The sequence below is a fragment of the Candidatus Pelagibacter sp. HIMB1509 genome, from assembly GCF_052047855.1.
GTDB lineage: Bacteria > Pseudomonadota > Alphaproteobacteria > Pelagibacterales > Pelagibacteraceae > Pelagibacter.
The window spans coordinates 225,033-248,709 of sequence record NZ_JBNAIU010000001.1 but is presented as its reverse complement, the minus strand read 5'-3'; the positions used below and the strand labels follow the sequence as shown (position 1 = coordinate 248,709).

The window sequence follows — 23,677 nt, the reverse complement described above, 5'->3', positions numbered from 1 at the left end:
ACCTAAATTTTATATAACAAAAACTCTTCTTCTCCAGGATTAAAAAGAAATATCTTTTTCCATTTGATTTCATTCAATATTGACGAGGTTTTTTCACCTATACACATCAAGTTTGTATTCATCCAAAGGTTTTCTGTTTGATAGATTTTTATAAAATTTAAGAAACTAGAGGCACTATTTTGAGAATAAACATAAACAATATCTGGTATATTCTGCTTTAATTCGTTAACAAAATTTTCATCAAATTTTTCCGTATGATTTACTTTATAATTGATAATACGTTTAACAGCATACCCTTCTTTTAACAATTGTTGGTCTAAATCAGTTGTTATGATCTCACCACTCACATAAAGAAGTGGAGTTTCTTTTAATTCATAATTTTGCAAAATTAATTCTTTAAGGTTTGAAACATTTCCTTCTGCAGCAATTGTATTTTGAAATCCCAAACTTCTAGCTTTTTTTTCTGTAGCACTACCAACACAAAAACAAATTAATTTTTTATTTAAATTTTCTACATTTAAATTTTTTACAGCATTAGAACTTGTAAAAATTAAACCACCATAATCACCAGAGTTAATTTCTTCATGTTGAACTTTTTCAATATTTATTAATGGTAGGTGAGATACTTTATGATCTAAAGATTGAAACTTAACTATCATTTCTGAACAATCTTCTATAGGTCTGGTTAACAAAATATGCATTTTACTTTTTATATGAATTATTTGATTTAATTTTTAAAGTTTTACCAACTTCTGTTCCAATTTCTTTAAACATATCAATATTTCCAGATTTTTTTTCATAAAATATTTGGGAACCATCTAATGAGAATAGTTCAGCTTCAACTGTAATTTTATCCCCTTCTATAATTGAGTGAGCACCTATTGCAGTTTCACAGTCACCTTCCAATACCTTTAAAATGTTTCTCTCTATGTGAGCTCTCATATAAGTATCTTTGTGATTTATTTTTTCCAAAACTTTTATAATTTCATCATCATCATCTCTACACTGTAAAGCAATAATACCTTGGCCTGCACTTGGAATAATTTGATCAGTCGAAAAAATTTCAGAAATTTCATTATCTAAATTTAAATATTTTATACCCGCATAAGACAAAACTATTGCATCATAAATACCTTCCTTTAGCTTTTTGATTCTAGTATCTACATTTCCTCTTATTAATTTACAGTTAACATCTGGTCTTATTTTTTTAATTTGAAATTCCCTTCTATAAGATGAGGTTCCTACTATTGCATTTTGTTTTAATTCCTTAATATTTTTCTTATCATTTGTTATTAAAATTTCTCTTGGATCTGTCCTTTCTAAAAATGAATTTGTTCTAAGTCCCTCAGTTTCAATGGCTGGCATATCTTTCAATGCATGCGCGGCTATATCAATTTTTTTTTCTTTCAGTTCTTTTTCAATCGTACTAGAAAATAAACCCTTGCCACCGACCTCTGATAATCTTCGATCCTGAATTTGATCACCTTTTGTGGTTATTGTTTGAATGACAATCTGATCATCTGGTAAGTCCAAAGCTTCAATAATTTTATCTTTAGCTTTTTGTGCATAAAGCAAAGCCAATTTACTTCCTCTTGAGCCTATTATAATTTTTCTATTCATTAAAAATTTATTTCTTACTTGTATTGAGATTGTACAATTATTAAAAACTATTTGAATGAGTAAAAAACCCTTAATTCTTGGAATAGAGACTAGCTGTGATGAAACTGCAGCGTCTATTATAACTGAAAATGACAAAGGAATTCCAACAGTTTTATCCAATATTGTTTCTAGTCAGGTTGATGTTCACAAAGAATTTGGGGGAGTAGTTCCCGAACTAGCCGCAAGATCACATATAGAAAAAATAGACTGGATTGTTGAAAAAGCAATTTCAGATAGTGGAAAAAAAATTGAAGAAATTGATGCTGTTGCTTCAACTGCTGGACCAGGTTTAATTGTTTGTTTGTCAGTTGGTTTAAGTTTTGGAAAAGCTTTTGCAAGCGCAATTAATAAACCTTTTATAGCAGTTAACCATCTTGAGGGTCATGCATTAAGTCCTAAGTTAAATTCCCATTTAAATTATCCATATCTATTATTATTAATTTCAGGAGGTCACTCACAATATTTAAGTGTTCAAGGTCTTGGAAAATATAAAAGATTAGGAACAACTATTGATGACGCATTAGGTGAAGCATTTGATAAAACAGCTAAACTTTTGGGAATTGAATTTCCTGGTGGACCACAAATCGAAGTTTTGGCAAAAAAAGGAGATCCTGAGAAATATGATTTACCCAAACCAATTTTTAATAAAGGTGGATGCAATTTATCTTTTGCAGGATTAAAAACTGCAATTTTAAAAATTGCAAAATCTATAAAAACAGAACAAGAAAAATTTGATTTAGCGGCTTCTTTTCAAAAAACTGTTGAAGAAATTCTTAATAAAAAAACAAAGATAGCATTTGAAGAATTTGAAAAAGAAAATAAATTAAAAGAAAAAGTTTTTGTAGTTGCTGGGGGAGTTGCTGCTAACAAAAAAATTAGATCTATGTTAATTAATTTATGTGAAGCTAATAATTATAAAAGTATATTTCCATCAATAGAACTTTGTGGAGATAATGCTGCAATGATTGCAATGGTAGGTCTAGAAAAATACAAATTAAATGAATTTAATACTTTGGATTATCCAGCTAAACCAAGATGGCCTTTAGATGAGAAAGCTGCATTTTTAAAAGGTGCAGGAGTGCAACTGTAATGAACTATTGGTTATTAAAATCTGAACCAGATGTTTGGTCAATTGATCAACAAATTAAGGCTGGAAAAAAAGGAGCACCTTGGGATGGTGTTAGAAATTATCAAGCAGCAAACAATCTAAAAAGTATGAAGAAGGGTGATCTATGTTTTTTTTATCACTCTAATATTGGCAAAGAAGTGGTTGGGATAGTAAAAGTAATTAAAGAACACTATTTAGATAAAACTGATAAGAATGGAAAATTTGTTGCAGTAACAGTCCAATTTAAAAGCAAATTCTCCAAACCAGTAACCCTTGAAAATATCAAAAAAAATAAGGATTTAAGGGATTTAGCGCTCATTAAACAAAGTAGACTTTCAGTAATGCCAATTGATGATAAAAGCTGGAAAATTATAAATAACATGAGTAAAATTTAAAAAAAAATAATCCATGCCAAAAAAAAAGAAAAAAGCTAAATCTAAAAAAAAAACTAAAGTAAGAAAGAAAACTGCAGTTAAAAAAAAAACTAAAGTTAAAAGAAAAAAATCAAAAAAAATTTTAAAACAAGATGAAAAAACTGCTCCTGAATTAGTTATAAAAACTAAACCTGAGTGGATCAAAAGTAGTTTGGCTAACAAAAGTAAATACGAGCAAAAATATTCTCAATCTATAAAAAATAACGACGAATTTTGGAAAAAAGAGGGAAAAAGAATTACTTGGATTAAACCTTATAAAAAAATTAAAGACGTTAAATACAGTTCTAAGGAAGTAAAAATTAAATGGTTTGAAGATGGAACACTAAATGCATCTGCAAACTGTATCGATAGACATCTAAAAGATAAAAAAGATAAAACAGCAATAATTTGGGTTGGTGATGATCCAAAAGATAGTCAAAAAATTACCTACAAACAGCTTCATCAAAAAGTTTCTAAAGCGGCAAATGGTTTAAAAAAATTAGGCATTAAAAAGGGAGATCGGGTTACAATTTATCTTACAATGATACCTGAGCTTGCTATTTTAATGTTAGCATGTGTTAGAATTGGTGCAGTCCACTCAATTATTTTTGGAGGTTTTTCTGCAGACTCTATTTCTGGAAGAGTTAATGATTGTGAGTCAGAATATATAATTACAGCAGATGAAGGTGTTAGAGGTGGAAAAACTATTCCATTAAAAGAAACGACTGATGAAGCATTAGAGAGCTGTCCTAATGTAAAAAAATGTATCGTTGTTAAACGTACAGGTAATTCAATTAGTTGGAATTATGATAGAGATGTTTGGTATCATGATTTAATTAAAGATGTCCCTTCTCAGTGTGAGCCAGAAGAAATGAACGCAGAAGATCCTTTATTTATTTTATACACTTCAGGTTCAACTGGAAAACCAAAGGGAGTTTTACATACAACAGGTGGATACATGGTGTATGCATCAATGACTCATCAGTATATTTTTAATTACAAACCAAAAGATATTTATTGGTGTACTGCTGATATTGGTTGGGTAACAGGTCACAGTTATATTATCTATGGTCCTCTTTCGAACGGTGCAACAACTATAATGTTTGAGGGAATACCAAACTATCCTGACAGTTCTAGGTGGTGGCAAATAGTAGACAAATACAAAGTAAATACTTTTTATACTGCACCCACTGCAATCAGAGCTCTAATGAGAGAAGGTGATAAGCCTGTCAAAAAAACATCTAGAAAATCTTTAAAATTACTTGGAACTGTTGGTGAACCGATAAATCCAGAAGCTTGGATGTGGTATTACAAAACAGTTGGAAATTCTAAGTGCCCAATTGTAGATACATGGTGGCAGACAGAAACAGGAGGGATATTAATTGCTCCTCAAACAGGTGCTATTCCTCTAAAACCTGGCTCTGCAACAAAACCATTTTATGGAATAAAGCCTATGTTAGTTGATAAATCAGGCAGAGAGATAAAAGGACCTGGAGAAGGAAGGCTTTGTATAGCACAATCATGGCCTGGACAAATGAGAACAGTATACGGTGATCATCAAAGATTTATAGACACTTATTTTTCTCAGTTTGAAGGTAAATATTTTACTGGTGACGGATGCCGAAGAGACAAAGATGGATATTATTGGATTACAGGTCGGGTAGATGATGTAATTATTGTATCAGGACACAACTTGGGTACTGCTGAAATTGAAAGTGCATTTGTGGCTCATCCAAAGGTAGCAGAGGCAGCAGTTGTAGGTTACCCACATGATATTAAAGGTAATGGATTGTATTGTTATGTAACATTAAATGCCGGTGAAAGAGAAACTGGTGAACTCGAAAGAGATCTAAAACTTTGGGTTAGAAAACAAATTGGTCCACTTGCTACACCTGACTTAATTCATTTCACTCCAGGACTTCCCAAAACAAGATCTGGTAAAATTATGAGAAGAATTTTAAGAAAAATTGCTGCAAATGAACATGGTCAATTAGGAGACACGACTACATTAGCCGATCCTAGCGTTGTTGATAGTTTGGTTGAAAACAGAAAAAATATTTAAAACTTTATTCTATCTTTAAATTCTTTTTTAATAACGTCCCATTTTAAAATAACAGAATTTAAAACTATTTTTCGATCAAGAGTTTTTAACTCATCAGCTATTGGTGCCCATTTGTACATCGCCAAAGCACTTGGATTAAAAGGACGATCATTGTGATACTTCTCCCAATCAATTTTAATTAGTCTTTCATCAAATTCTTTTTTTGCTTCTTCGATAATATTTAAAGGCATGTTATTTGTTGTCTCATCATCTAAAATTTTTAAAAAAATTTCTTTAGCTTTGACTATTTCATTAAAACTAGAATGAACTTTTAAATATGAAAAAGTGAAGAAAGTTAAATCTTGAAGAGCAACAGAATAAATATTCCATTTCGCTTCATTTACAGACTTCATAAATTCATCATTGTCAAAATGAAGAACATATCTTGTTCCCATTCTGGTTTTTAAATAGCTATAAAGTGTAACTTGAGATACCCACGCAGATTTTGTTTGAATAAACTCTTCTAACTCATCTAAAGTTTTAATTTTTGTTTTAGGAATAAAAGCTTTAAACAAAGAAAAAAAATAAACTTTGAAATCACTCAAAGATAAATCTTTCCAACTTAATTTTTTTTTATCCATAAAAAGTTAATTTTATTGAAAATATAGTAAAAAATTAACCTAATACGGCTAATTTTACACTTTTATTCTCTTTCATAATGGTTAAGGTTTTAGCAGTTATAACTAAAAAAGAGAGGTATACATGGCGAAAAACGCTAAACAGCATTGGGAAAAGACCAGAGGTTTGCTATTTGTTACATTAGCAATCTGGGCTGTATTCTCAATGGGTATATTCCTTTTCGGAGCTGAAATGAACGAAGTTACTGGACCTTTTGGGTATCCATTAACTTATTGGTTCACATGCCAAGGTTCTCTTGCGATATTTGTAATCCTTATTTTCTGGTTTGCAGGTAGACAAGAAAAAATTGACGAAGAGTTCGGCTTTAGTGAAAAAGGAGACGACTAATGATTAAGGGTAATTTTATAGATAACTTGCCTAAAGTTTATGGAATCTACACTGGTGGATTTATAGGTTTCATAATCTTGATGGCGATTGGTGAGCAGATGGGTATGTCTGCAAAAGCAATAGGTATTTGCTTTGTAGGTTTTACCATTTTCATCTACGCAGCAATTGGTTGGCTATCTCGAACAGCCCAAGCAAGTAACTATTACGTAGCTGGAAGAACGGTTCCAACTGTGTTCAACGGAATGGCAACGGCAGCAGACTGGATGTCTGGTGCTTCATTCGTTGCAATGGCAGGTGGTATTTACTTCAGGGGTTACGGATATATGGCTTTGCTTGTAGGTTGGACAGGTGGTTATGTGTTAGTTGCAACTTTATTAGCACCATACTTAAGAAAGTTTGGCTGTTACACAGTTCCAGATTTCGTAGGTACAAGATACGGTGGTAATGCAGCTAGACTACTAGCAGTAATCGTTTTAACGGTTGCTTCATTTACATATGTGACTGCACAAATTAACGCTACAGGTACTATTGCAGCTGTTGCTTTAGATATCCCATTCCAATACGCGGTATACGTTGGACTAGTAAGTATTTTATTATGTTCAATGCTTGGTGGTATGAGAGGGGTAACTTGGACACAGGTTGCGCAATACATTGTACTAATTATAGCTTACCTACTTCCAGTATTCTGGATCAGTAATAACATTGGTGCGGGTTTCTTCCCACACTTCATGTTAGCTGATGAAGTTGCTAGAATTGGTGAGTTAGAACAACAGTTTGGTTTTGTTAAAAACTCTGCTGCTGATTTAGCTACAGTGCCTAAAGGGTTAGCTGGTATTACTAAAGCTCATTCTGAAGTAAACGCAACACCTTGGGCTTTCATCTCATTAGCATTAGCAATGATGATGGGAACAGCTTCATTACCACACGTGATGATGAGGTTCTTTACTACTCCAAGTGTAAAAGCAGCTAGAAAATCAGTAGGTTGGTCAGTATTCTTTATCTTCCTATTATATTCTTCTGCACCGATGTTAGCGACACTATCTAAACTTGCTTTGATTGATCCAAACTTACCAACAGGTATTATTGGTAAATCAATTGCAGAAGTTCAAGCAATCGATTGGTATCAAAACTGGAACCAAGCAAATCTGATGTTTGTAAGCGACTTTAACGGAAATGGAACTGTTGAATTAAACGAGTTCTTCATGGGTGGTAAAGCCGTTGTATTAGCAACACCAGAAATTGCTGGATTACCATATGTAATCTCAGGTCTAGTTGCTGCTGGAGGTTTGGCAGCTGCGATGTCAACTGCAGATGGTTTGATTCTTGCGATAGCAAATGCAATCTCACATGACGTTTACTACAAAATGGTAGACCCTAAAGCTGAGACTGCTAAGAGACTAGTTGTTGCAAGGGTATTACTTGTAGTAATTGGTTTTGCAGGAGCAACTATTGCAGCAATGGAGATCCAAGGTATCTTAGGTTCAGTAATCTGGGCTTTTGACTTTGCGATGTCTGGATTGTTCTGGCCACTTGTACTTGGTGTATGGTGGAAGAGAGCTAATAAAGAAGGTGCTTGCGCTGGTATGGCTTTAGGTCTGTTATCAGGTTTAGGCTATTTAATTTGGGTTGAAACTGGAGGTTCAGGCTTCCTAGGTATTACCCAAGCTACCTTTGGTATCTTCGGATCTACTGTTAGCTTAGTGGCTATGGTTGTTGTAAGTTTAATGACTTCAGCACCTGATACCGCTACACAAAAAATGGTTGATGATTCTAGGGTACCTGCGGGTGCATCTGTAATCGGCGGCCAAAAATAAATAATCTTTTTAAGGGGCGATTAATTTCGCCCCTTTTATTTCTTTTTAAGATAAAATATAAATTTTTTAATGTCTGCTAACTTTCATCCTTTAGTTTATATAATTGATTATATACTTGGAATTATAATGTGGACTTTAGTTGGAAGAGTAGCAATGAATATCTTTCAAAGAGAAGACTCTGAATTTTTCTTTATGAAAGTTTTTGTAAAACTTACAAATCCCTTACTGAGAATTTTTAAAGTTGTCACACCATCATTTATTATACAACCGTTGGTACCACTTTACGTAGCTTGGTTCTTTTTCATGATTAGATTTTATTTGATGCCTTGGATCTTGGGATATTCAGTTATGGGAATGTTATCCTTCCCTCTTGAAAGTGAAATTTCTAGGCAGATTTATCAATTTTTTAATTCAATTAAATTTTAAAAATTGATACTAGTAAGTCTAGATATCAATGAAAAATATACAAATATCTCCATCAATCTTATCAGCTGATTTTAGCCAATTAGGTACTGAAATAAAAAGGCTTGAGGAAGGTGGAGCTGACATGATTCATGTAGATGTTATGGATGGACACTTTGTTCCAAACTTAACAATCGGTCCTCCAGTAATTAAAGCTCTTAGAAAGCATTGTTCATTAAAATTCGATGTTCATTTAATGATTTCTCCAGTGCATAAATATATAGAAGCTTATGCCGATGCGGGAGCAGATATAATTACTGTGCATCCAGAAGCAACTGATAATTTAGAAGATTCAATAAATAAAATAAAAGATCTAAAAAAAAAGGTAGGAGTTTCTCTCAATCCTGAAACAAGTATAGATTTAATTAAAAATCTTTTAGATAAAATTGATTTAGTTTTAATAATGAGTGTAAATCCTGGGTTTGGTGGGCAAAAATTCATGCCAGAAGTTTTAGAAAAAATTAAACAATTAAAAAAAATTAGAGAAATAGAAAAACTTAACTTTGATATTGAAATAGACGGTGGGATAAATTTTGATAATTGTAAAATAGCAATTGAAGCTGGTGCTAATATTCTTGTATCTGGTACAACGGTTTTTAAAAGCAATGATGGAGATATTAAAAAGAATATTAATTTATTAAAAACAAAATAAGTTAATGCAATCTCAAAATTCCTTAAATCTTTCTAATAGAATATTTTTTAAGTTAAAATCTTCATTTAAAAAATTATATAAAAGTTCAAATTTTTATGAAAAAAGAATTTCAAAAACCTTTAATAACAATTTTGAATATAAACCAAGCCCTCATCTTTTATCTTCAATTATAAAGTATCAGAAAAAAAAATATAAAATTGAAGATTTTGTAACTGAAACTATCTGGACAAACAATATTTCTTCTAAAGACTTTAAAAAACTAAACAATTTTTTTTGGTTTTTTAGTTTGGATTTAAAATCATCTAAAGAAACCACACAATCAATTATTCTCAATTGGATTAATAAAAATGAAAAATTTGATGAAAATATTTGGGAATTCAATATTACTGCAAAAAGAATTATTGCTTGGCTTTCCAATCATCAGTTAACTTATGAAGATAGTAATGAAGAATATAGATTATTTTTTAATCATATGCTTCAAAAACAAACTAACCATTTATTAAATGAGATCAAAAATTTAGATGAAACAGAAGAAAAACTGATTGGCTGTGCCGCAATAATTTTAACAGGTTTAGCGTATAAAGATGAGAAAAATTATTTAGACAGTGGTTTAAATATATTAAAAAATTTAATCAAACACTCTCTTGATAAACAAGGTTTTCCCAAATCAAGAAATATTCAAAATTTAGTTTTTTATCTTAAATATCTAATCATTATTAGAGAATGGTTTAAAGAATCGCAAAATCAAATTCCAGAATATATTGATGAAACTATATATTATTTAGGATCCAGTTATGCTTTTATATGGCAAAACATAAAACAAGATATTTTTTTTAATGGAAATTATTCATCTAATCATAATGAATTTGACCAATATTTAAAACGATTTGGATATACTTTTAAAAATCAAATCAATGAATTAGCTGGATACACAATATTACAAAATAAAAAGTTTGTCCTTGCAGCTGACATTGGTTCAAATCCTGAAAAAATATACACCAAAAATTATCAGGCAGGTGCTTTGTCTTTTGAAATTTTTTCTAATAATAAAAAATTAATTTCAAATTCTGGATATTATCCAGATGTAACAAACAGACTTAATAAATTTTCCAAAAGTACTGCTTTACAAAGTACACTTTCAATTGAAGATTATTCTTCATGTGATTTTATTAAAGCTGGTGATAATTTTTTCATACAAAAAGATTTAAAAATTGAAAATAAAAATGTGGTTTTTCAAAAAAATTATTGGAAAATTTCAGCTAGTCATAATGGTTATTTCAAAAAGTTTAAATTAGATCATCATAGAGAAATAGAATTTTATCCCGAACAATTGAAATTTATTGGTCATGATAAAATATTAAGAAAAGATCCCGATAAACAAATTAAATTTGATATTAGGTTTCATCTTCATCCCGACTCTAAAGTTATGAAAACACAAAATAATAAGTTCATATTAATACAATTAGAAGATGAAGGTTGGCAATTTAAATGTGATAACTATGATATAAATATTGATAATGGTTTATATTTCGGTAATAAAAATTCATATCAAGAAAACCAAAATATATTTATTTCAGGCCTAAATAATGAAAGTGAACAAATAATTAAATGGGAAATAAGTAAAATATAATGAAAAAAATAAAAACAGCTCTTATTTCTGTATCAGATAAAAATAATTTAAAACCAATTTTAGAAATTTTAAAAAAATATCACATCAAAATTATTAGTTCTGGTGGAACTTATAAAGAAATAAAAAAATTAAAATTTAATTGTTTGGAAGTATCTGATTTTACAGATTCTCCTGAAATTTTAGAAGGAAGAGTTAAAACTTTACATCCAAAAATACACGCAGGAATCCTTAATAAAAGAAATAATAAAATACATTTAAATGACTTAAAAAAAAATAATTTTGAGAATATTGATCTAGTAATTGTAAATTTTTATCCCTTTGAAAAAACTTTAAAAACTACAAATAATCATAAAGAAATAATTGAAAATATAGATGTGGGGGGTCCCACAATGGTTAGGTCTGCTGCAAAAAATTATAATGATGTAACGGTGATTACCTCTTCTGATCAATATCAAGAATTAATAAATGAGATGAATAAAAATAATGGAGCTACAACATTAAATTTCAGAGAAAAACTATCAAGCATAGCTTTTACTGAAACTGCTTACTATGACTCAGTAATTTCAAGTTATTTCAATAAAAAGGCAAATATACACCTGCCAGATAAAAAAGTTTTTTCTGCAAATTTAATTGAAAAACTTAGGTATGGAGAAAATCCACATCAGTTCAGCGGGTACTATTCAAAAAATTTAAAAACTAATTTAAAACAAATTCATGGAAAGCAACTAAGCTACAATAATTATAACGATATATTTGCTGCCTTGACTATTTCAAAATCATTACCAAAAAAAAAAGGCACTGTAATTGTAAAACACGCAAACCCTTGTGGTGTATCAATAAATTCAAATCCTATAGATAGCTATAAATCTGCATTAGCATGTGATCCCATAAGCGCCTTTGGGGGAATTGTCTCTTGTAATTTTAAAATAAAAAAAAATCTTGCCGTAGAGCTCAATAAACTTTTTTTAGAGGTAATTATTGCTAATGGTTTTGATAGTAATGCTTTGAAAATACTTAAAACTAAAAAAAATTTACGTGTAATTGATGCAACAAATTATTCACTTAGTGAAATTACAAAGTTCAATTCATCAAATGAAGCAATATTAGTTCAATCTGAAGACTTAAAAATATTCAAAAATAAAGATTTTAAAGTTGTATCCAAAAGAAAACCAAACCCTAAGCTACTTAGAAATCTAATTTTTGCATTTAATGTTTGTAGATATGTCAAATCAAACGCAATTGTTCTTGCAAAAGATGATTCCATTGTTGGTATTGGATCGGGTCAACCAAGTAGATTAGATAGCTGTGAGATAGCAATTAATAAAATGAGAAAATTTAATTTATTTGGAAATAATTTGGTTGCAGCATCAGATGCTTTCTTTCCATTTGTAGATGGAATTGAAAAATTAGTTCAAGCAGGGGTTCAGGCTGTAATTCAGCCTTCTGGATCAATTAAAGATAAAGAAATAATTAAATTTGCAAATGAGACAGATACTGTTCTGGTCTTTTCTAAGACAAGACATTTCAGACATTAGTAACTTTATCTATCTTAGCGGCTAAAATAAAATCATTTTCAGAAAGACCTTTAATAGCATGTGTGGTAATTTTAATCTCTGCATAACCCCAACCGAAACTTATATCTGGATGATGACCCTCTTTTTCAGAAATTTTACCAACTTCATTAACAAAATTTTGACTTTTTATAAAATTTTCAAATTTAAATTTTTTCTGTAAAAAAAATACTTTATTTTCGTCTTCTGTAATATCCCAGCCATCAACTTTCTTTTGATATTTATGAACATCAGATACATCAAAAGGAATAGCTCCTCCTTCACAAGGTAAACATTTTTTACTTAAAAGATCTTCACTCATAAAATTTGGAGCGGGCAAAGGGGGTCGAACCCTCGACCTTCTCGTTGGCAACGAGACGCTCTACCACTGAGCTATGCCCGCTTGTTAAATTTACTCGATATTATTAAGTTATTTAACTTTTACAATATTAGAAAACCATACTTTTTAGACAAAATCCATCAAAATATTTATTTCTTGTGCCAAGAGTGTGTCATTCAAATTTTTAATTATATGACTTAGGGGGAAAATATTTATTATGACTATACAATTACCTTGAGAGATTTTTGTGTTAAATTATTTTTAACCAATTCTAATTACATTAGTTCCAACAAATTCGTATTTTGGTATTTCTAAGTTTGTAGGAGCTGGCCCTTTTCTGATTCTTCCTGATGTATCATAATGTGAACCATGGCATGGACAAAACCATCCTCCATATTCACCTTTGTCACCTAAAGGAACACAACCAAGGTGAGTGCAAATTCCAATCATTACAAGCCATTCATCTTTTTTTACTCTATCTTCATCTTTTTCTGGGTGTTTAAGCTCGTTTAAATTTACTTTTCTTGCGCTCTCAATATCTATTTTAGTTCTTCTTCTGATAAAAACTGGTTTACCTCTCCATAAAACTGTAATTGTGTTACCAGGTTTTAAAGCGCTTACATCAACTTCTGTACTCGCTAATGCTTTAACTGAAGCGTCTGGATTCATTTGGTCAATTAAAGGCCAAACTACAGCTCCAACTCCAACTGCTCCAACAGCGTAAGAGGCAGTGAATAGAAAATCTCTTCTTACAGGTTTTTTGTCTTTTGAAGTATTTTTCATTATTATATTTAATGACAAGCAATTCCAAATTTTTTTAATCTCCAATAATTATAAGGCCATGGAGTTAAAAAACCCACTGTCAGCATTATTGGTACCACCCACCAAGTTAACATAGCGCCACCTGTTAAAAGATAATCTGTCAAATTCATTGCAACTTCCATACTAACCATTGAGATAAAACTCATTCCTAAGGCAGTTTTTAAAGCATCTTTAAATTTAAAATTTTGTTTGATTAAAATTATAGTTTCTAAAATAATACTTGTAATTAAACCATTAATAATTGCTAAAGTCATAATAGCTAAAACTGGCCATGGAATACCTGTTATTTGAAAATATAAAATAGTTCCAAAGTCTCCAATTGCACAACCTAACAAACACCAAGCGGTGTTCTTAGCGCTTCGTTTCCAAGCGTGATTACAAGACCAATTAAATGATATAGTTTTTTCCAACTTTAAATTTTAATTTATAGCTACCTTAGCTATCATACCGACATCATAATGACCCGGTACATTGCAGGCAATTTCTACATTGGAAGCATTTTCAAATTTCCATATCAAATCTTTACTACCTTTAGGTTCCAATAAAACACTATTGGCATGACTATGTGCCATTGATTTGTCCATCTTTGACATTTTTTTCATTTTATCTTTATCAATGCTATCAGCAAATAAAATTTCCATTTCAACCATTTTTTGCATTTCAGATTGATGTTGAATATGCATTTTTGGGTTTGCAATGTTAAATTCATGAACTAGTTCACCAACATTTTCTACTTCGAACTTTATAGTTTCACCTGATTGAACTTGAAAAGAACTTGGTTCAAAGTAATTATCATACATCAATACTTTGATAACTCTTGTAACATCCTCTTGTTTACCTTTTTTACCTATCATCATACTCTTATCAGCAAAAGCAGTTGAGATTGATAGAATTATAGAAATTGTAGTAATAAATAAGTGTTTAATCATGTATTTGATATAGGTAATTTATATAAAACTTCAATATGTTAATTCAGTTTTAATTGGTATTCATAGTTCTCTTTTGACCAAAAAGATTTGATATAAGCCAAAACACTATCAATTTCTTTATCAGACAATTTGTCACCAAAGCCCATCATTTTTCCTTCATAATTTTTTACTAATTTTGCAAGACCATATTTTATAATAGCATGTAGAGTTTTGTCATCATGATGCCATGTGTGTCCAGTTCCATTTAAAGGAGGTGCTTTTCTGTGACCATCCTCATCTACACCTTTCCAATTCTTTGCTCCAGATAAGTTAATCATATGACATGAAGCACAATTCTGTTCATATAAAATTTTACCTCTTTTAATCATCATTTTAGACTCTGTTGTTATAGGATAATGATTGCTAGCAAAACTAAAATCTAAATTTATTAAAAGTATTGTAATTATTAAAAAAAAATTTTTTTTCATAAAACATCTTAACACAAAAATCTCTTAGGCCAATCATATAGTCACCCAAAATAATTTCCCCCTTACCACTTCAAATAGAAAATATGTGTCACACCAGGGTCACAAATAGATTGATGATAGTAATGATATGTTCTACTTTAGGTTCGAACCGACAGAACTGACAGGTTTGTTTTATTGAGGAACCAAAGGTTTTGGTAGCGGGAAGTGGAATCGAACCACTGACCTCGGGCTTATGAGCCTGTGTTAAACCTACAGAAACCCTTTGGTTTACTTTGTGAAATCATTCACACAACCTCGCTTGTCACAACTCTGTCACAACAGAGGAGAAATTACTCTGTTAAATCTATGTTTGATAAAAACCTAAGTTTATTCCTTCAGTCTAAAGATAATATTTTAGATGAAATTATTTTTTCAATTTATAAAAATTTTGATAGTGACAGAAAAAGTAAAAAAGGAATAACTCCATCAGCAATTAAAGCTGAAAAAAAGGTTTTAGGACAACTTATAAACTCACTTTATCAAAGTTATTATTCTTTACCAAAATCATGGGTTTATTTTTCTTTAAGAGCAAAATCATTCACTGGTAAGAGTAGCTATAGAGTTTTCAAGAGAATATTCGATTATTTAAATTTAAATGATTATATAAAAGTCAAGTTAGGTACTGAAATTAAAAGAAAATCAACACGTATTTTTCCTTCTAAAAAACTCATAATAAAATTTAAAAGTATAGGTTTAGTGTGGAGGAAGTATGAAAATGATAAACAGAATGGAATAATTTTAAGAGATAAAATTAAAATAAATAATAAATATAAAAAGATAACAGTTAAGACACCAAACAATTCGTTAGTAAAAAAGTATCAAGACAATTTAAATAAGATTAATCAAAGCTTACTTAAGCATTGTGTGTGCATTGATATTAAAGACAATGATTTATTAGTTTTGGAGGAAGAATTAAAGAAGGGTTACTATAAAGAAAAATCTAAATATTTTTGGAAAGAACAAGTTCATCATTCTCTTAATTTTTCTCATGTAACTCTAAAAAGAATATTCTCTAAAAATAACTTGAGACTTCATGGAAGATTCTATGGTGGATGGTGGCAAAGTTTACCTGGTAAGTATAGACCACACATAACTATTGATGGTTATAAAACCTCTGAATGTGATTATTCAACAATGTCTCTAAGGTTGTTGTATGCTAAGGAAAATATAATTATTGATGACGATGTTGACCTTTATAATTTAGGACATCAGCATTCTAAACAACAAAGAGATTTAGTTAAAACCTATGTCAACGCTATTATTAATGATGAAAATAATAGGTTCAGGTTATCCAAAGATGACTTAAAGGTTTTAAACATGTCACATCAACAACTTACAGAGGCTGTAAATAAAACCCACAGCAAAATATCAAAGTATTTTGGAACTGGTATAGGTTTAGAACTTATGTATTTAGACTCTGTTATAGCAGAAGATGTTATGCTTAGTTTATTAAGAGAAGGTGTTGTTGTACTGCCTATTCATGACAGCTTCATAGTTCGCTATGGTTATGAGCTAAGTCTAAAAGCACAAATGAAAAGTTCATTTAAGAAGATTGTAAAAGCAAATATTAATGTAAAAGCTACAGGCCCCCTACTTCCTGAACATTTTAATAAAAATATTGATGTTTTAAGTGAAAGTAAAAAGCATAATATAATAGCTGGTAAAGATACTTGGGAACTTCTAATTGACACAAGTAATTCAATTCATGAGAAGTACTTGTCCTCTTGGAGCAAATATCACTAGTTCTTTCTTTTAATTCTCCTCCATTACCGGAAACGAGTAACAAGAGTAAAAAAACAGATAATGAGACGAATAAATATAAATTTTTTTTTTCTTATAAAATGGGTACCTTTCCCTAAAGTGGCACTTATTTATCTAAAGTGTCCTAATGTTTAGTTTTATGTAATTAAAACTATCCTATCTTATCTGCTAAATCTTGAGCTTTTAAATTAGTGTATGTTCTTAATAAAATCCTAGGGTCTGAATGACCTGAGATAAGCATAACCTCAGGCACACTCAAAGATTTGTTCAAAAATAAATTAGTAAGAGCTGTGTGTCTTAAATCATGAAAACATACGCCTTTTATTTGATGTTTTCTCATTAATTTCCTCCATTTATTACCAAGTGTGTATTTATTGATTTTAAAAGGAAGTTCAGACATTAGTAATACGCTCTTAGCTTTTTTTGTTAGTGGAATTATTCTGCCTCTGACTTTGGCAACTGGAATCTTTAATAAATCACCATCCATATGTTCTTCTTTAATTGATAGTATTTCTGATTTTCTCATGCCTGTCTCTAGGGCTATTAAAATGATATTTCTAAAATTTGTATCCAGAGTATTGTCAGATAATATCTTTTCTATTTCATTCTTATTTAATACTCGATTTCTTGGTTCTCCACGTTTAGGTCGTTTTATAGAGCTTAATGGATTCAAAACTGGATAACCCCACTCCTTTTTACAAGTAGTAAAAATAGAAGATATAACATCTAATCTTCTATTAACTGTATTTCCTGAAACATTTCTAAGGGAAAAATCTCTATACTCAGCTATTATCTTGGGACTAATTCTATTAATTGAATAGTTTATCCAAGGTTCTTTTAATAAGTTTATGATTGTGTATCTTTCATCTCTATAAGTCTTTTTTTTTACAGAAACTTCATTCAAATACTTATTCAAAATAAATTTAAAGCTGGGATATTGATGATAAAAAATACCAGCATCTTCCCGCTGGATATTTATCTCAGTTTCGGATGCCCATCGTTTTGCATCCTTTAAATGTTTGAAACTTTTATATATATTTGGATAATTTTTTAGTCTTATAATTGCTTGCCAATTATTCTTTCTTCTTCTTAATGTAGCCATTGTTTATCTCCTTCTGTGTCATCAGTGTGTCAAAACAACTTATAAATATCAGAAAGTGAATAAAACAAAGGGGGTCGAACCCTCGACCTTCTCGTTGGCAACGAGACGCTCTACCACTGAGCTATGCCCGCTTATATCACAATCATTATATTAAGAGGTTTTTATAAATGCAAGCAATAAGAAAAAATTTACTAATTTGAAACCAAATGCATCAAACATTAAAACTAGTTTTTTTGAAGTATATTTTTAAGTTTTAAAAATTTAGATTTATATTTAAAAATAATATAATGGAATTAAATAAACTTTATAAAAGTACAAATATAATCTTAATCATTTTTATTATTTTTCTTTTAGGACAAGCATTTGACCAAAGTTTTGGTTGGGGAATGAATAAAGTATATCCAGAAATTTACTTCATGACTTTTGGTACTAAGAATGAGGGATGGAATCAATTTATATGGTTTGAGAATGGTTTGATTGAGACAATTCAAATAATTATTTTATTAATAACAATTCTAATACTTTTAAATTTATATCTTTTAAGAAAAAAAATTTTGAAGTCTACTCTAATTGAAAAATTTATAATTATTGAATTAATCGGATTAACTTATTTTTTTTTTGAAGAAATAAGTTGGGGACAACATTTTATTAATTTTGATACACTTAAATTTTTTTTAGACAGAAACAATTTTTTTTATAATCATCAGGGTGAAATGAATCTTCATAATACTTCAAGAGTTTTCAATGAATTTCCTAGAATTTTTGTAATACTGTGGTGTTCGTTATCTATAATTATTTTTAGACTCACAAAATTAAGAAATCTAAAAGAATTAAAAATTATCATAACACCAAATATAAAACTAATTTTAATAAGTTATTTATTATTAATATTTATTATACCAGATTTATTATTGACTAAATTGGGGATGGTAGATTTTTCAAAATTACATATTTATGAGAATGAAATTTTTAAGGGATTTAATTTAACTACAATGTTCAGTGTAATTCTATCATTTAATTTTTTTAGATTATCAGAATTACAGGAACTACTTTTTGTATACTATTTTATGTGGCATTCATTGTTTCTAAGAAATTTATATTTCAAATAATCAACATAATACTTTTTTTAGATTTAAAATTTTTATTAGGGGTATAGTCTTGCTCAAATAATCACTTGCAATTAGCTTCTGTGCTATCTTATTACATAATTATTAATACTTCTATTTTCTGCTTTAATATCTATACTAAGAATAATTCTATAAGTCTTTAAAGTTAGTTAAAGAATACTTAGGACATTAATCAAAGACCATCATTTTGAAAAGAATCGCTTCAGTAATTAACGAAATATATATTATATATAGTAATAATGTATTAGTTTTTTTTAAAATTTTAAAAAAATAATTATAGGGTGTGTTAAAAAATTTATAAATTAAAATTAATTCATGGTTAAAATTAACAAAGATAATTTTACTAAAGAACTACATATTAAGATATTAAATTTAATCAAAAATAGAAATTTTGAAGAAGCTTCTAACCTTGTAGATTTAAAGCTTACAGATAAAACAAGAATTGATTACAAAAATAAACTAAAAGCATTTATTTTTTTAAAAAAGCAAGAATGGAAAACCTCACTTAATTTCTATCAAAAGATTTCGGAAGATAGTTTAGATTTTGAAACTTTAAATAATTACGGAATAGTTTTGTTTAAACTTGGACATTTTTTGAAAGCAGCAGAAAAATTTGAAAAATCTTTATCAAAGAATAAAAACTACATCCCATCCTATGAAAACTTGGTAATTTCTCATAAATTAATAGGTAATTACGATATTTCTATACAATATATTTTAGAAGTACTAAAAATTGATCCTAGTAATATAAGATTAAAAAATCATTTAATTGACATATTAAATTTTCATGAAACCAAAGAAAACGAGAACGAAATATTCGAAATTAATAATGAAATAAAAGCACAAAAAATTTTATATAAAAATAATATAGAATTGGAAAACAAAATATTAAAAGAAATCCTGGAAAGATCTGAACAAATATTAAGTGGAAAAAAAGTAGAACTAAATTATCCCCAAACACAAATTTATAGAAGAAATGAATTAAATTTAAATTGTGATAGGCATCTTGATATTTTTAACAAGCATCAAATTATTCCAAAATATTGCTTTAGTTGTTTTAAAGTTCAAATAACTGTTAAGAATGTTAAAGATTTGGTTAAATTGTATTTTTATTTTAACAAAGCAAATTTCAAAGAAAATAATATAAGAAAATGTGTTGTAGAATTAAGAAAAAACATTAAAGGAAATTATAAGGGATACATTTTTTCACAATCACTTAGAGATGCTGAACAAATTATGAAATTAACGATCCAAGATCTATCCAAAATTTCAATAATCCCAGAGAAAATTGAAATTAAACATGGTTGCACAGAGTATTATGAAAAATATAAAAATTATAAAAATTTAGACGCAAGTAGCTTTCATAATATTTATAAAGAAAATTGGGAAGACATTGAAAAACAATATGATGAATTAAACTTTATAAAAGAAAATAATAAACAAAAAATTTTTAATAAAACATTAAACCAATTTAATCTTACTGATTTTTTAATTATCAAAAATTGGTTCTTATATGCAAAATTAATTAATGATAATACTTATAAAGAAATATATAATTTCGATATTAATACAAATTTGTTATCAGAAATAGAAAAAGAACAAATTAGTTCTAGAATAAAAAACAATTAATTTATTTAATTATGTCTCATGAAGTAGGTAAAATGTTATTAGGAAAGGGACATTTTAAAGATGCAATCGAAACTTTTGAAGAAATAATTGAAAATAAACCAAATGATCTTAGAGCCAATTTTTTCCTTGGAAAAATATATTATGATTTAAATAATCTCGACAAAAGTCTTATTTATTATGAAAATTGTAGAAAAATTGAACCTAATAACCCCAATGTACTTTTTAATTTATCTCTTGTTTTTCAAAGTAGTGGAAAGATTGAAAAAGCTAAAAAAATTTATTTAAAACTTATCTCGATTAATAAAGAGGATATAAAATCTTATTTTGGATTACATATGTTGGGAATTAGTAATATCACAGATGAAATATTCACCGATTTGCAGTCTATTCTTGAAAAAAAAACTTTATCTTTGTTTAATCAAAGCATGATTAATTATTTATTTTCTAAAATAAAAAAAAAAAATAAAGAATTTGAGAATGAAGGAAAACTTTTAAAATTATCTCATAGTTTATGCTATCAAGCAAACTACAATCATCACGTACAATCAAATTTTTATTATAATAAGATAATTTCTAAAAACTATCACAAAATCAAATTTATAAATGATTTTAAACCATTAGAAAATTTTAATAATTTAGAACATATTTTTATAGTAGGACTACCAAGATCTGGATCTAGTTTAATTGAGACAATAATAAATCACAATTATAAAAATCTATATTCCTTTGGTGAATTCCATGCTTTTAATACATCTATTCTAAATCAAATAAGTGAAAAAATTTACTCAAAAGATTTTGATAATAAAAGTTATGAAATTCATATAGATACTAAAAAATTTCAAGAAGAACTTTTACAAAAATATTGTAATCATGACAACAAAGCTTTTATTGATAAATCACTAGAGAATTTTTTTAATATAGATTTGATACTTAAGTTTTTTCCTGAAGCAAAATTTATTAATACAATTAGAAACTACAAAGATTCTATAATAGCAATATATCAAACATTATTGCCAGAATTATCATGGTGTCATACTATTGGGGAAATTAAAAATTATATAGATTATTATAACGAAACTATGGATTATTTCAGAAAAAAATACCCTGAAAAAATTTTGGATGTAAATTTAGACAATCTTACAAATCATAAAGAAAATGAGACAAAAAAAATATTAAGGTTTTTAAATATTAGCGTCTCTGACAATTATTTAGATTTTGATAAGAATGAAAAATTGTTTAATAAAACAAATAGTTTTTTACAAGTTAGACAAAATATAAAAAGTTATGATTATGATAAATATAAAAAATATTATTACCTTTTAGATTAATTTAGTTTAACTTATAAATATTTTACTTATGATGGTATAAAAATGAATATTAACGATCTACCAAAAAAAATTTCAGTATTTCCAATTAGCAACTTTATTATCTTTCCAAAAACAACTGTGCCTCTTAATATTTTCGAACCACGTTATATAGATATGATAAATAATAGTATGAAAACAAATAAGTTAATAGGTATGATTCAACCAATGGAATACCAAACCACCAATAAGTCTCCCTCGTTGTACAAAATTGGCTGTCTTGGAAAAATTATTTCTTTTAGAGAAACTGATGATGGAAGATATTTAATTGAATTAAAAGGTTTAATTAGGTTTAAAATTATCAATGAGGTAGAAACTGATAATAAATACAGAGAATTTGATGTGAATTACAAAGACTTCGAGCATGATCTTAAAAATAATAATCAGGAATTAAAATTTACAGATTTAGAACTAATTTTTAAAGATCTTAAATCATTATTTGAAAAGAAAGGTTTTGTTATAAACTGGAAAGCGTTAGAAAAACAAAATTTAGATGAAACAATCAATGCCTTGGCAATGGCTTCACCCTTTTCTCTAGAGGAAAAGCAAGTTTTATTAGAAGCTGAAAATTTAGATATTAGAAAAAGTAAAATTGCAGAAATACTTAAAACTTACACTCACGATTTATATAACAATAACACACTCCAATAATTAATAAATTAAACCTTTATCTGCAATTTTTTTAAAAATTTTATTTAAAGACTCTGTTTTGCCAAAAAATTTTAAAGACTTAATTAGAGCATTATTTTTAATTTTTCTATCAATATTAAAAAACTCATAAACAAAATCTATGCCATTTGAAAAAATAAAATTTGTATGTTTAATTTTATTTTGAAATTCTTGATTTACCGAAGTATCTATTGGCAACCCTAATTCTATTTTATTCTTAATTATTTTAAGTAAGATTTTTATATCTCGTATAGTCATATTAAAACCCTGCCCTGCTAATGGATGAATTTTATGAATTAGATCACCAAATGCTAAGATATTTTTATAATAATAAGATCTTAGATTTATAAAATTTAATTCAAAAGATGAAATTTTTATAATTTCTTTAATTTCATATTTTGAATTGTGATAATTTATAAGTTCAATAAATTTTTCTTTTTTAATGAAATCACTTTTATTTATTGAATAGACTACAGAAGTTTCGGTATGAGATAAAGGTAAGAATGCAAGAGGTCCAATTTTTGTAAATATTTGAGAAGCAGTTCTATTGTTAATTTTATTATGTTTCAAGTGAGCAGTATATGCAACGCTTTGATAATTTTTTTTAATCTTATTTGAGAAAAATTTTTTTGAAACTAAATTTATAGGATTTAAATTTATAATTAAATCATGCTTATCTAAAATAGATAACAAATTCTTTTTATAACTAATTTTATAAAATTTATTTTTTTTTAAATTTGTTTCTAAAATTTTATAAAGTTTATTATTTCTTACCATCGAAAATAATTGATCATTATTATTTTCAAATTTTATTAATTCTTCTTTTGGAAGTTTTTGGGAATTAATTTCAATTTTATTTAACCTCCATAAAATTTTTTCAATATTTATTATATTATCATTAAAAAATTCTAAATTACTTTTTGTTATTCCAATAGTTCTAGATTGATCAATTATTTGCTTTTTTTTTTCACTGTAAACTTCAACATTAATATTCAGGTTAACAAAAGCTTTTGCTAAAGTTAAGCTTGTAAGACCGTCACCTAAAATTCCAACTCTCATATTATTTTAATTTT

Annotated in this window: 24 protein-coding genes and 2 tRNA genes; 14 read left to right on the top strand and 12 right to left on the bottom strand. The window is 28.1% G+C overall.

The annotated features are described in order from the left end of the window. Window positions 1-2 precede the first annotated feature (2 nt). On the bottom strand, window positions 3-701 hold the full coding sequence (locus ACTTBO_RS01265) for a uroporphyrinogen-III synthase (protein ID WP_440655863.1): 699 nt from the start codon (window positions 699-701) through the stop codon (window positions 3-5). Between the two features lies 1 nt (window position 702). After that, window positions 703-1,620, bottom strand: a complete 918-nt coding sequence (hemC, locus tag ACTTBO_RS01260) for a hydroxymethylbilane synthase (protein WP_440655861.1) — start codon at window positions 1,618-1,620, stop codon at window positions 703-705. A 55-nt stretch (window positions 1,621-1,675) separates the two neighbouring features. On the opposite strand from hemC, the gene tsaD reads away from it, so the two are divergent. From tsaD to acs, 3 genes are read left to right on the top strand one after another with little or no spacing between them, the layout of a single operon-like run. Next, a complete protein-coding gene (tsaD, locus tag ACTTBO_RS01255; RefSeq protein WP_440655860.1) occupies window positions 1,676-2,749 on the top strand; it encodes a tRNA (adenosine(37)-N6)-threonylcarbamoyltransferase complex transferase subunit TsaD in 1,074 nt (357 codons plus the stop codon). After that, entirely contained in the window at window positions 2,749-3,162 is a 414-nt protein-coding gene (locus ACTTBO_RS01250) for an EVE domain-containing protein (RefSeq protein ID WP_440655859.1), read from the top strand. The genes tsaD and ACTTBO_RS01250 overlap by 1 nt, the downstream gene beginning before the upstream one ends. A 13-nt stretch (window positions 3,163-3,175) precedes the next feature. Then, window positions 3,176-5,242 carry an acetate--CoA ligase gene (gene acs / locus ACTTBO_RS01245; protein ID WP_440655857.1) on the top strand — a complete coding sequence of 689 codons (2,067 nt, stop codon included), beginning with the start codon at window positions 3,176-3,178 and terminating at the stop codon, window positions 5,240-5,242. Here acs and ACTTBO_RS01240 read toward each other — a convergent pair. Beyond that, complete coding sequence (locus tag ACTTBO_RS01240; RefSeq protein WP_440655856.1) at window positions 5,239-5,862, bottom strand: esterase; 624 nt, start codon at window positions 5,860-5,862, stop codon at window positions 5,239-5,241. The two genes, acs and ACTTBO_RS01240, sit on opposite strands and share 4 nt — an antisense overlap. A gap of 121 nt (window positions 5,863-5,983) precedes the next feature. Between ACTTBO_RS01240 and ACTTBO_RS01235 the strand changes: the two genes are divergently transcribed. The 6 genes from ACTTBO_RS01235 to purH all read left to right on the top strand — a co-directional run bounded on the left by ACTTBO_RS01235 (window position 5,984) and on the right by purH (window position 12,340). After that, the gene (locus tag ACTTBO_RS01235) at window positions 5,984-6,247 is read left to right on the top strand and encodes a DUF4212 domain-containing protein (RefSeq protein ID WP_440655855.1); all 264 of its coding nucleotides are present in this window, start codon (window positions 5,984-5,986) and stop codon (window positions 6,245-6,247) included. Beyond that, complete coding sequence (locus ACTTBO_RS01230) at window positions 6,247-8,061, top strand: sodium:solute symporter family protein (protein ID WP_440655853.1); 1,815 nt, start codon at window positions 6,247-6,249, stop codon at window positions 8,059-8,061. Before ACTTBO_RS01235 ends, ACTTBO_RS01230 begins: the two co-directional genes overlap by 1 nt. A gap of 69 nt (window positions 8,062-8,130) precedes the next feature. Beyond that, the gene (locus tag ACTTBO_RS01225; RefSeq protein WP_440655852.1) at window positions 8,131-8,487 is read left to right on the top strand and encodes a hypothetical protein; all 357 of its coding nucleotides are present in this window, start codon (window positions 8,131-8,133) and stop codon (window positions 8,485-8,487) included. Between the two features lie 28 nt (window positions 8,488-8,515). Next, complete coding sequence (rpe, locus tag ACTTBO_RS01220) at window positions 8,516-9,175, top strand: ribulose-phosphate 3-epimerase (protein ID WP_440655851.1); 660 nt, start codon at window positions 8,516-8,518, stop codon at window positions 9,173-9,175. Window positions 9,176-9,179: 4 nt separating this feature from the next. Then, complete coding sequence (locus ACTTBO_RS01215) at window positions 9,180-10,805, top strand: heparinase II/III domain-containing protein (RefSeq protein WP_440655850.1); 1,626 nt, start codon at window positions 9,180-9,182, stop codon at window positions 10,803-10,805. Next, window positions 10,805-12,340 (top strand): bifunctional phosphoribosylaminoimidazolecarboxamide formyltransferase/IMP cyclohydrolase, encoded by a 1,536-nt coding sequence (purH, locus tag ACTTBO_RS01210; protein WP_440655849.1) that lies wholly within the window; start codon window positions 10,805-10,807, stop codon window positions 12,338-12,340. Before ACTTBO_RS01215 ends, purH begins: the two co-directional genes overlap by 1 nt. Here purH and ACTTBO_RS01205 read toward each other — a convergent pair. From ACTTBO_RS01205 to ACTTBO_RS01180, 6 genes are all read right to left on the bottom strand, one after another. Continuing rightward, window positions 12,330-12,677, bottom strand: a complete 348-nt coding sequence (locus ACTTBO_RS01205; protein ID WP_440655848.1) for a 4a-hydroxytetrahydrobiopterin dehydratase — start codon at window positions 12,675-12,677, stop codon at window positions 12,330-12,332. The two genes, purH and ACTTBO_RS01205, sit on opposite strands and share 11 nt — an antisense overlap. Before the next feature lie 6 nt (window positions 12,678-12,683). Continuing rightward, window positions 12,684-12,758 (bottom strand) — tRNA-Gly (locus ACTTBO_RS01200). A 198-nt stretch (window positions 12,759-12,956) separates the two neighbouring features. Further along, entirely contained in the window at window positions 12,957-13,478 is a 522-nt protein-coding gene (petA, locus tag ACTTBO_RS01195; RefSeq protein ID WP_440632908.1) for a ubiquinol-cytochrome c reductase iron-sulfur subunit, read from the bottom strand. An 8-nt stretch (window positions 13,479-13,486) separates the two neighbouring features. Beyond that, entirely contained in the window at window positions 13,487-13,915 is a 429-nt protein-coding gene (locus ACTTBO_RS01190; RefSeq protein WP_438306242.1) for a DUF4396 domain-containing protein, read from the bottom strand. A gap of 21 nt (window positions 13,916-13,936) precedes the next feature. Continuing rightward, entirely contained in the window at window positions 13,937-14,446 is a 510-nt protein-coding gene (locus tag ACTTBO_RS01185; protein ID WP_438304777.1) for a cupredoxin domain-containing protein, read from the bottom strand. A 38-nt stretch (window positions 14,447-14,484) separates the two neighbouring features. Continuing rightward, complete coding sequence (locus ACTTBO_RS01180) at window positions 14,485-14,913, bottom strand: c-type cytochrome (protein ID WP_438304776.1); 429 nt, start codon at window positions 14,911-14,913, stop codon at window positions 14,485-14,487. Window positions 14,914-15,258: 345 nt separating this feature from the next. Between ACTTBO_RS01180 and ACTTBO_RS01175 the strand changes: the two genes are divergently transcribed. After that, on the top strand, window positions 15,259-16,695 hold the full coding sequence (locus tag ACTTBO_RS01175; RefSeq protein ID WP_438304774.1) for a hypothetical protein: 1,437 nt from the start codon (window positions 15,259-15,261) through the stop codon (window positions 16,693-16,695). A 169-nt stretch (window positions 16,696-16,864) separates the two neighbouring features. On the opposite strand, the gene ACTTBO_RS01170 is transcribed toward ACTTBO_RS01175, so the two are convergent. Further along, on the bottom strand, window positions 16,865-17,815 hold the full coding sequence (locus ACTTBO_RS01170) for a tyrosine-type recombinase/integrase (RefSeq protein ID WP_438304772.1): 951 nt from the start codon (window positions 17,813-17,815) through the stop codon (window positions 16,865-16,867). A 56-nt stretch (window positions 17,816-17,871) separates the two neighbouring features. Continuing rightward, window positions 17,872-17,944 (bottom strand) — tRNA-Gly (locus ACTTBO_RS01165). A gap of 158 nt (window positions 17,945-18,102) precedes the next feature. Between ACTTBO_RS01165 and ACTTBO_RS01160 the strand changes: the two genes are divergently transcribed. From ACTTBO_RS01160 to ACTTBO_RS01145, 4 genes are all read left to right on the top strand, one after another. Beyond that, a complete protein-coding gene (locus tag ACTTBO_RS01160) occupies window positions 18,103-18,924 on the top strand; it encodes a hypothetical protein (RefSeq protein ID WP_440655847.1) in 822 nt (273 codons plus the stop codon). Window positions 18,925-19,257: 333 nt separating this feature from the next. Further along, on the top strand, window positions 19,258-20,571 hold the full coding sequence (locus ACTTBO_RS01155; protein ID WP_440655845.1) for a tetratricopeptide repeat protein: 1,314 nt from the start codon (window positions 19,258-19,260) through the stop codon (window positions 20,569-20,571). Window positions 20,572-20,582: 11 nt separating this feature from the next. Next, complete coding sequence (locus ACTTBO_RS01150; RefSeq protein WP_440655843.1) at window positions 20,583-21,899, top strand: tetratricopeptide repeat-containing sulfotransferase family protein; 1,317 nt, start codon at window positions 20,583-20,585, stop codon at window positions 21,897-21,899. 42 nt (window positions 21,900-21,941) lie between these two features. Further along, complete coding sequence (locus ACTTBO_RS01145; RefSeq protein WP_440655842.1) at window positions 21,942-22,586, top strand: LON peptidase substrate-binding domain-containing protein; 645 nt, start codon at window positions 21,942-21,944, stop codon at window positions 22,584-22,586. On the opposite strand, the gene ACTTBO_RS01140 is transcribed toward ACTTBO_RS01145, so the two are convergent. Beyond that, window positions 22,587-23,663 (bottom strand): ubiquinone biosynthesis protein UbiB, encoded by a 1,077-nt coding sequence (locus tag ACTTBO_RS01140; protein ID WP_440655841.1) that lies wholly within the window; start codon window positions 23,661-23,663, stop codon window positions 22,587-22,589. Window positions 23,664-23,677 lie beyond the last annotated feature (14 nt).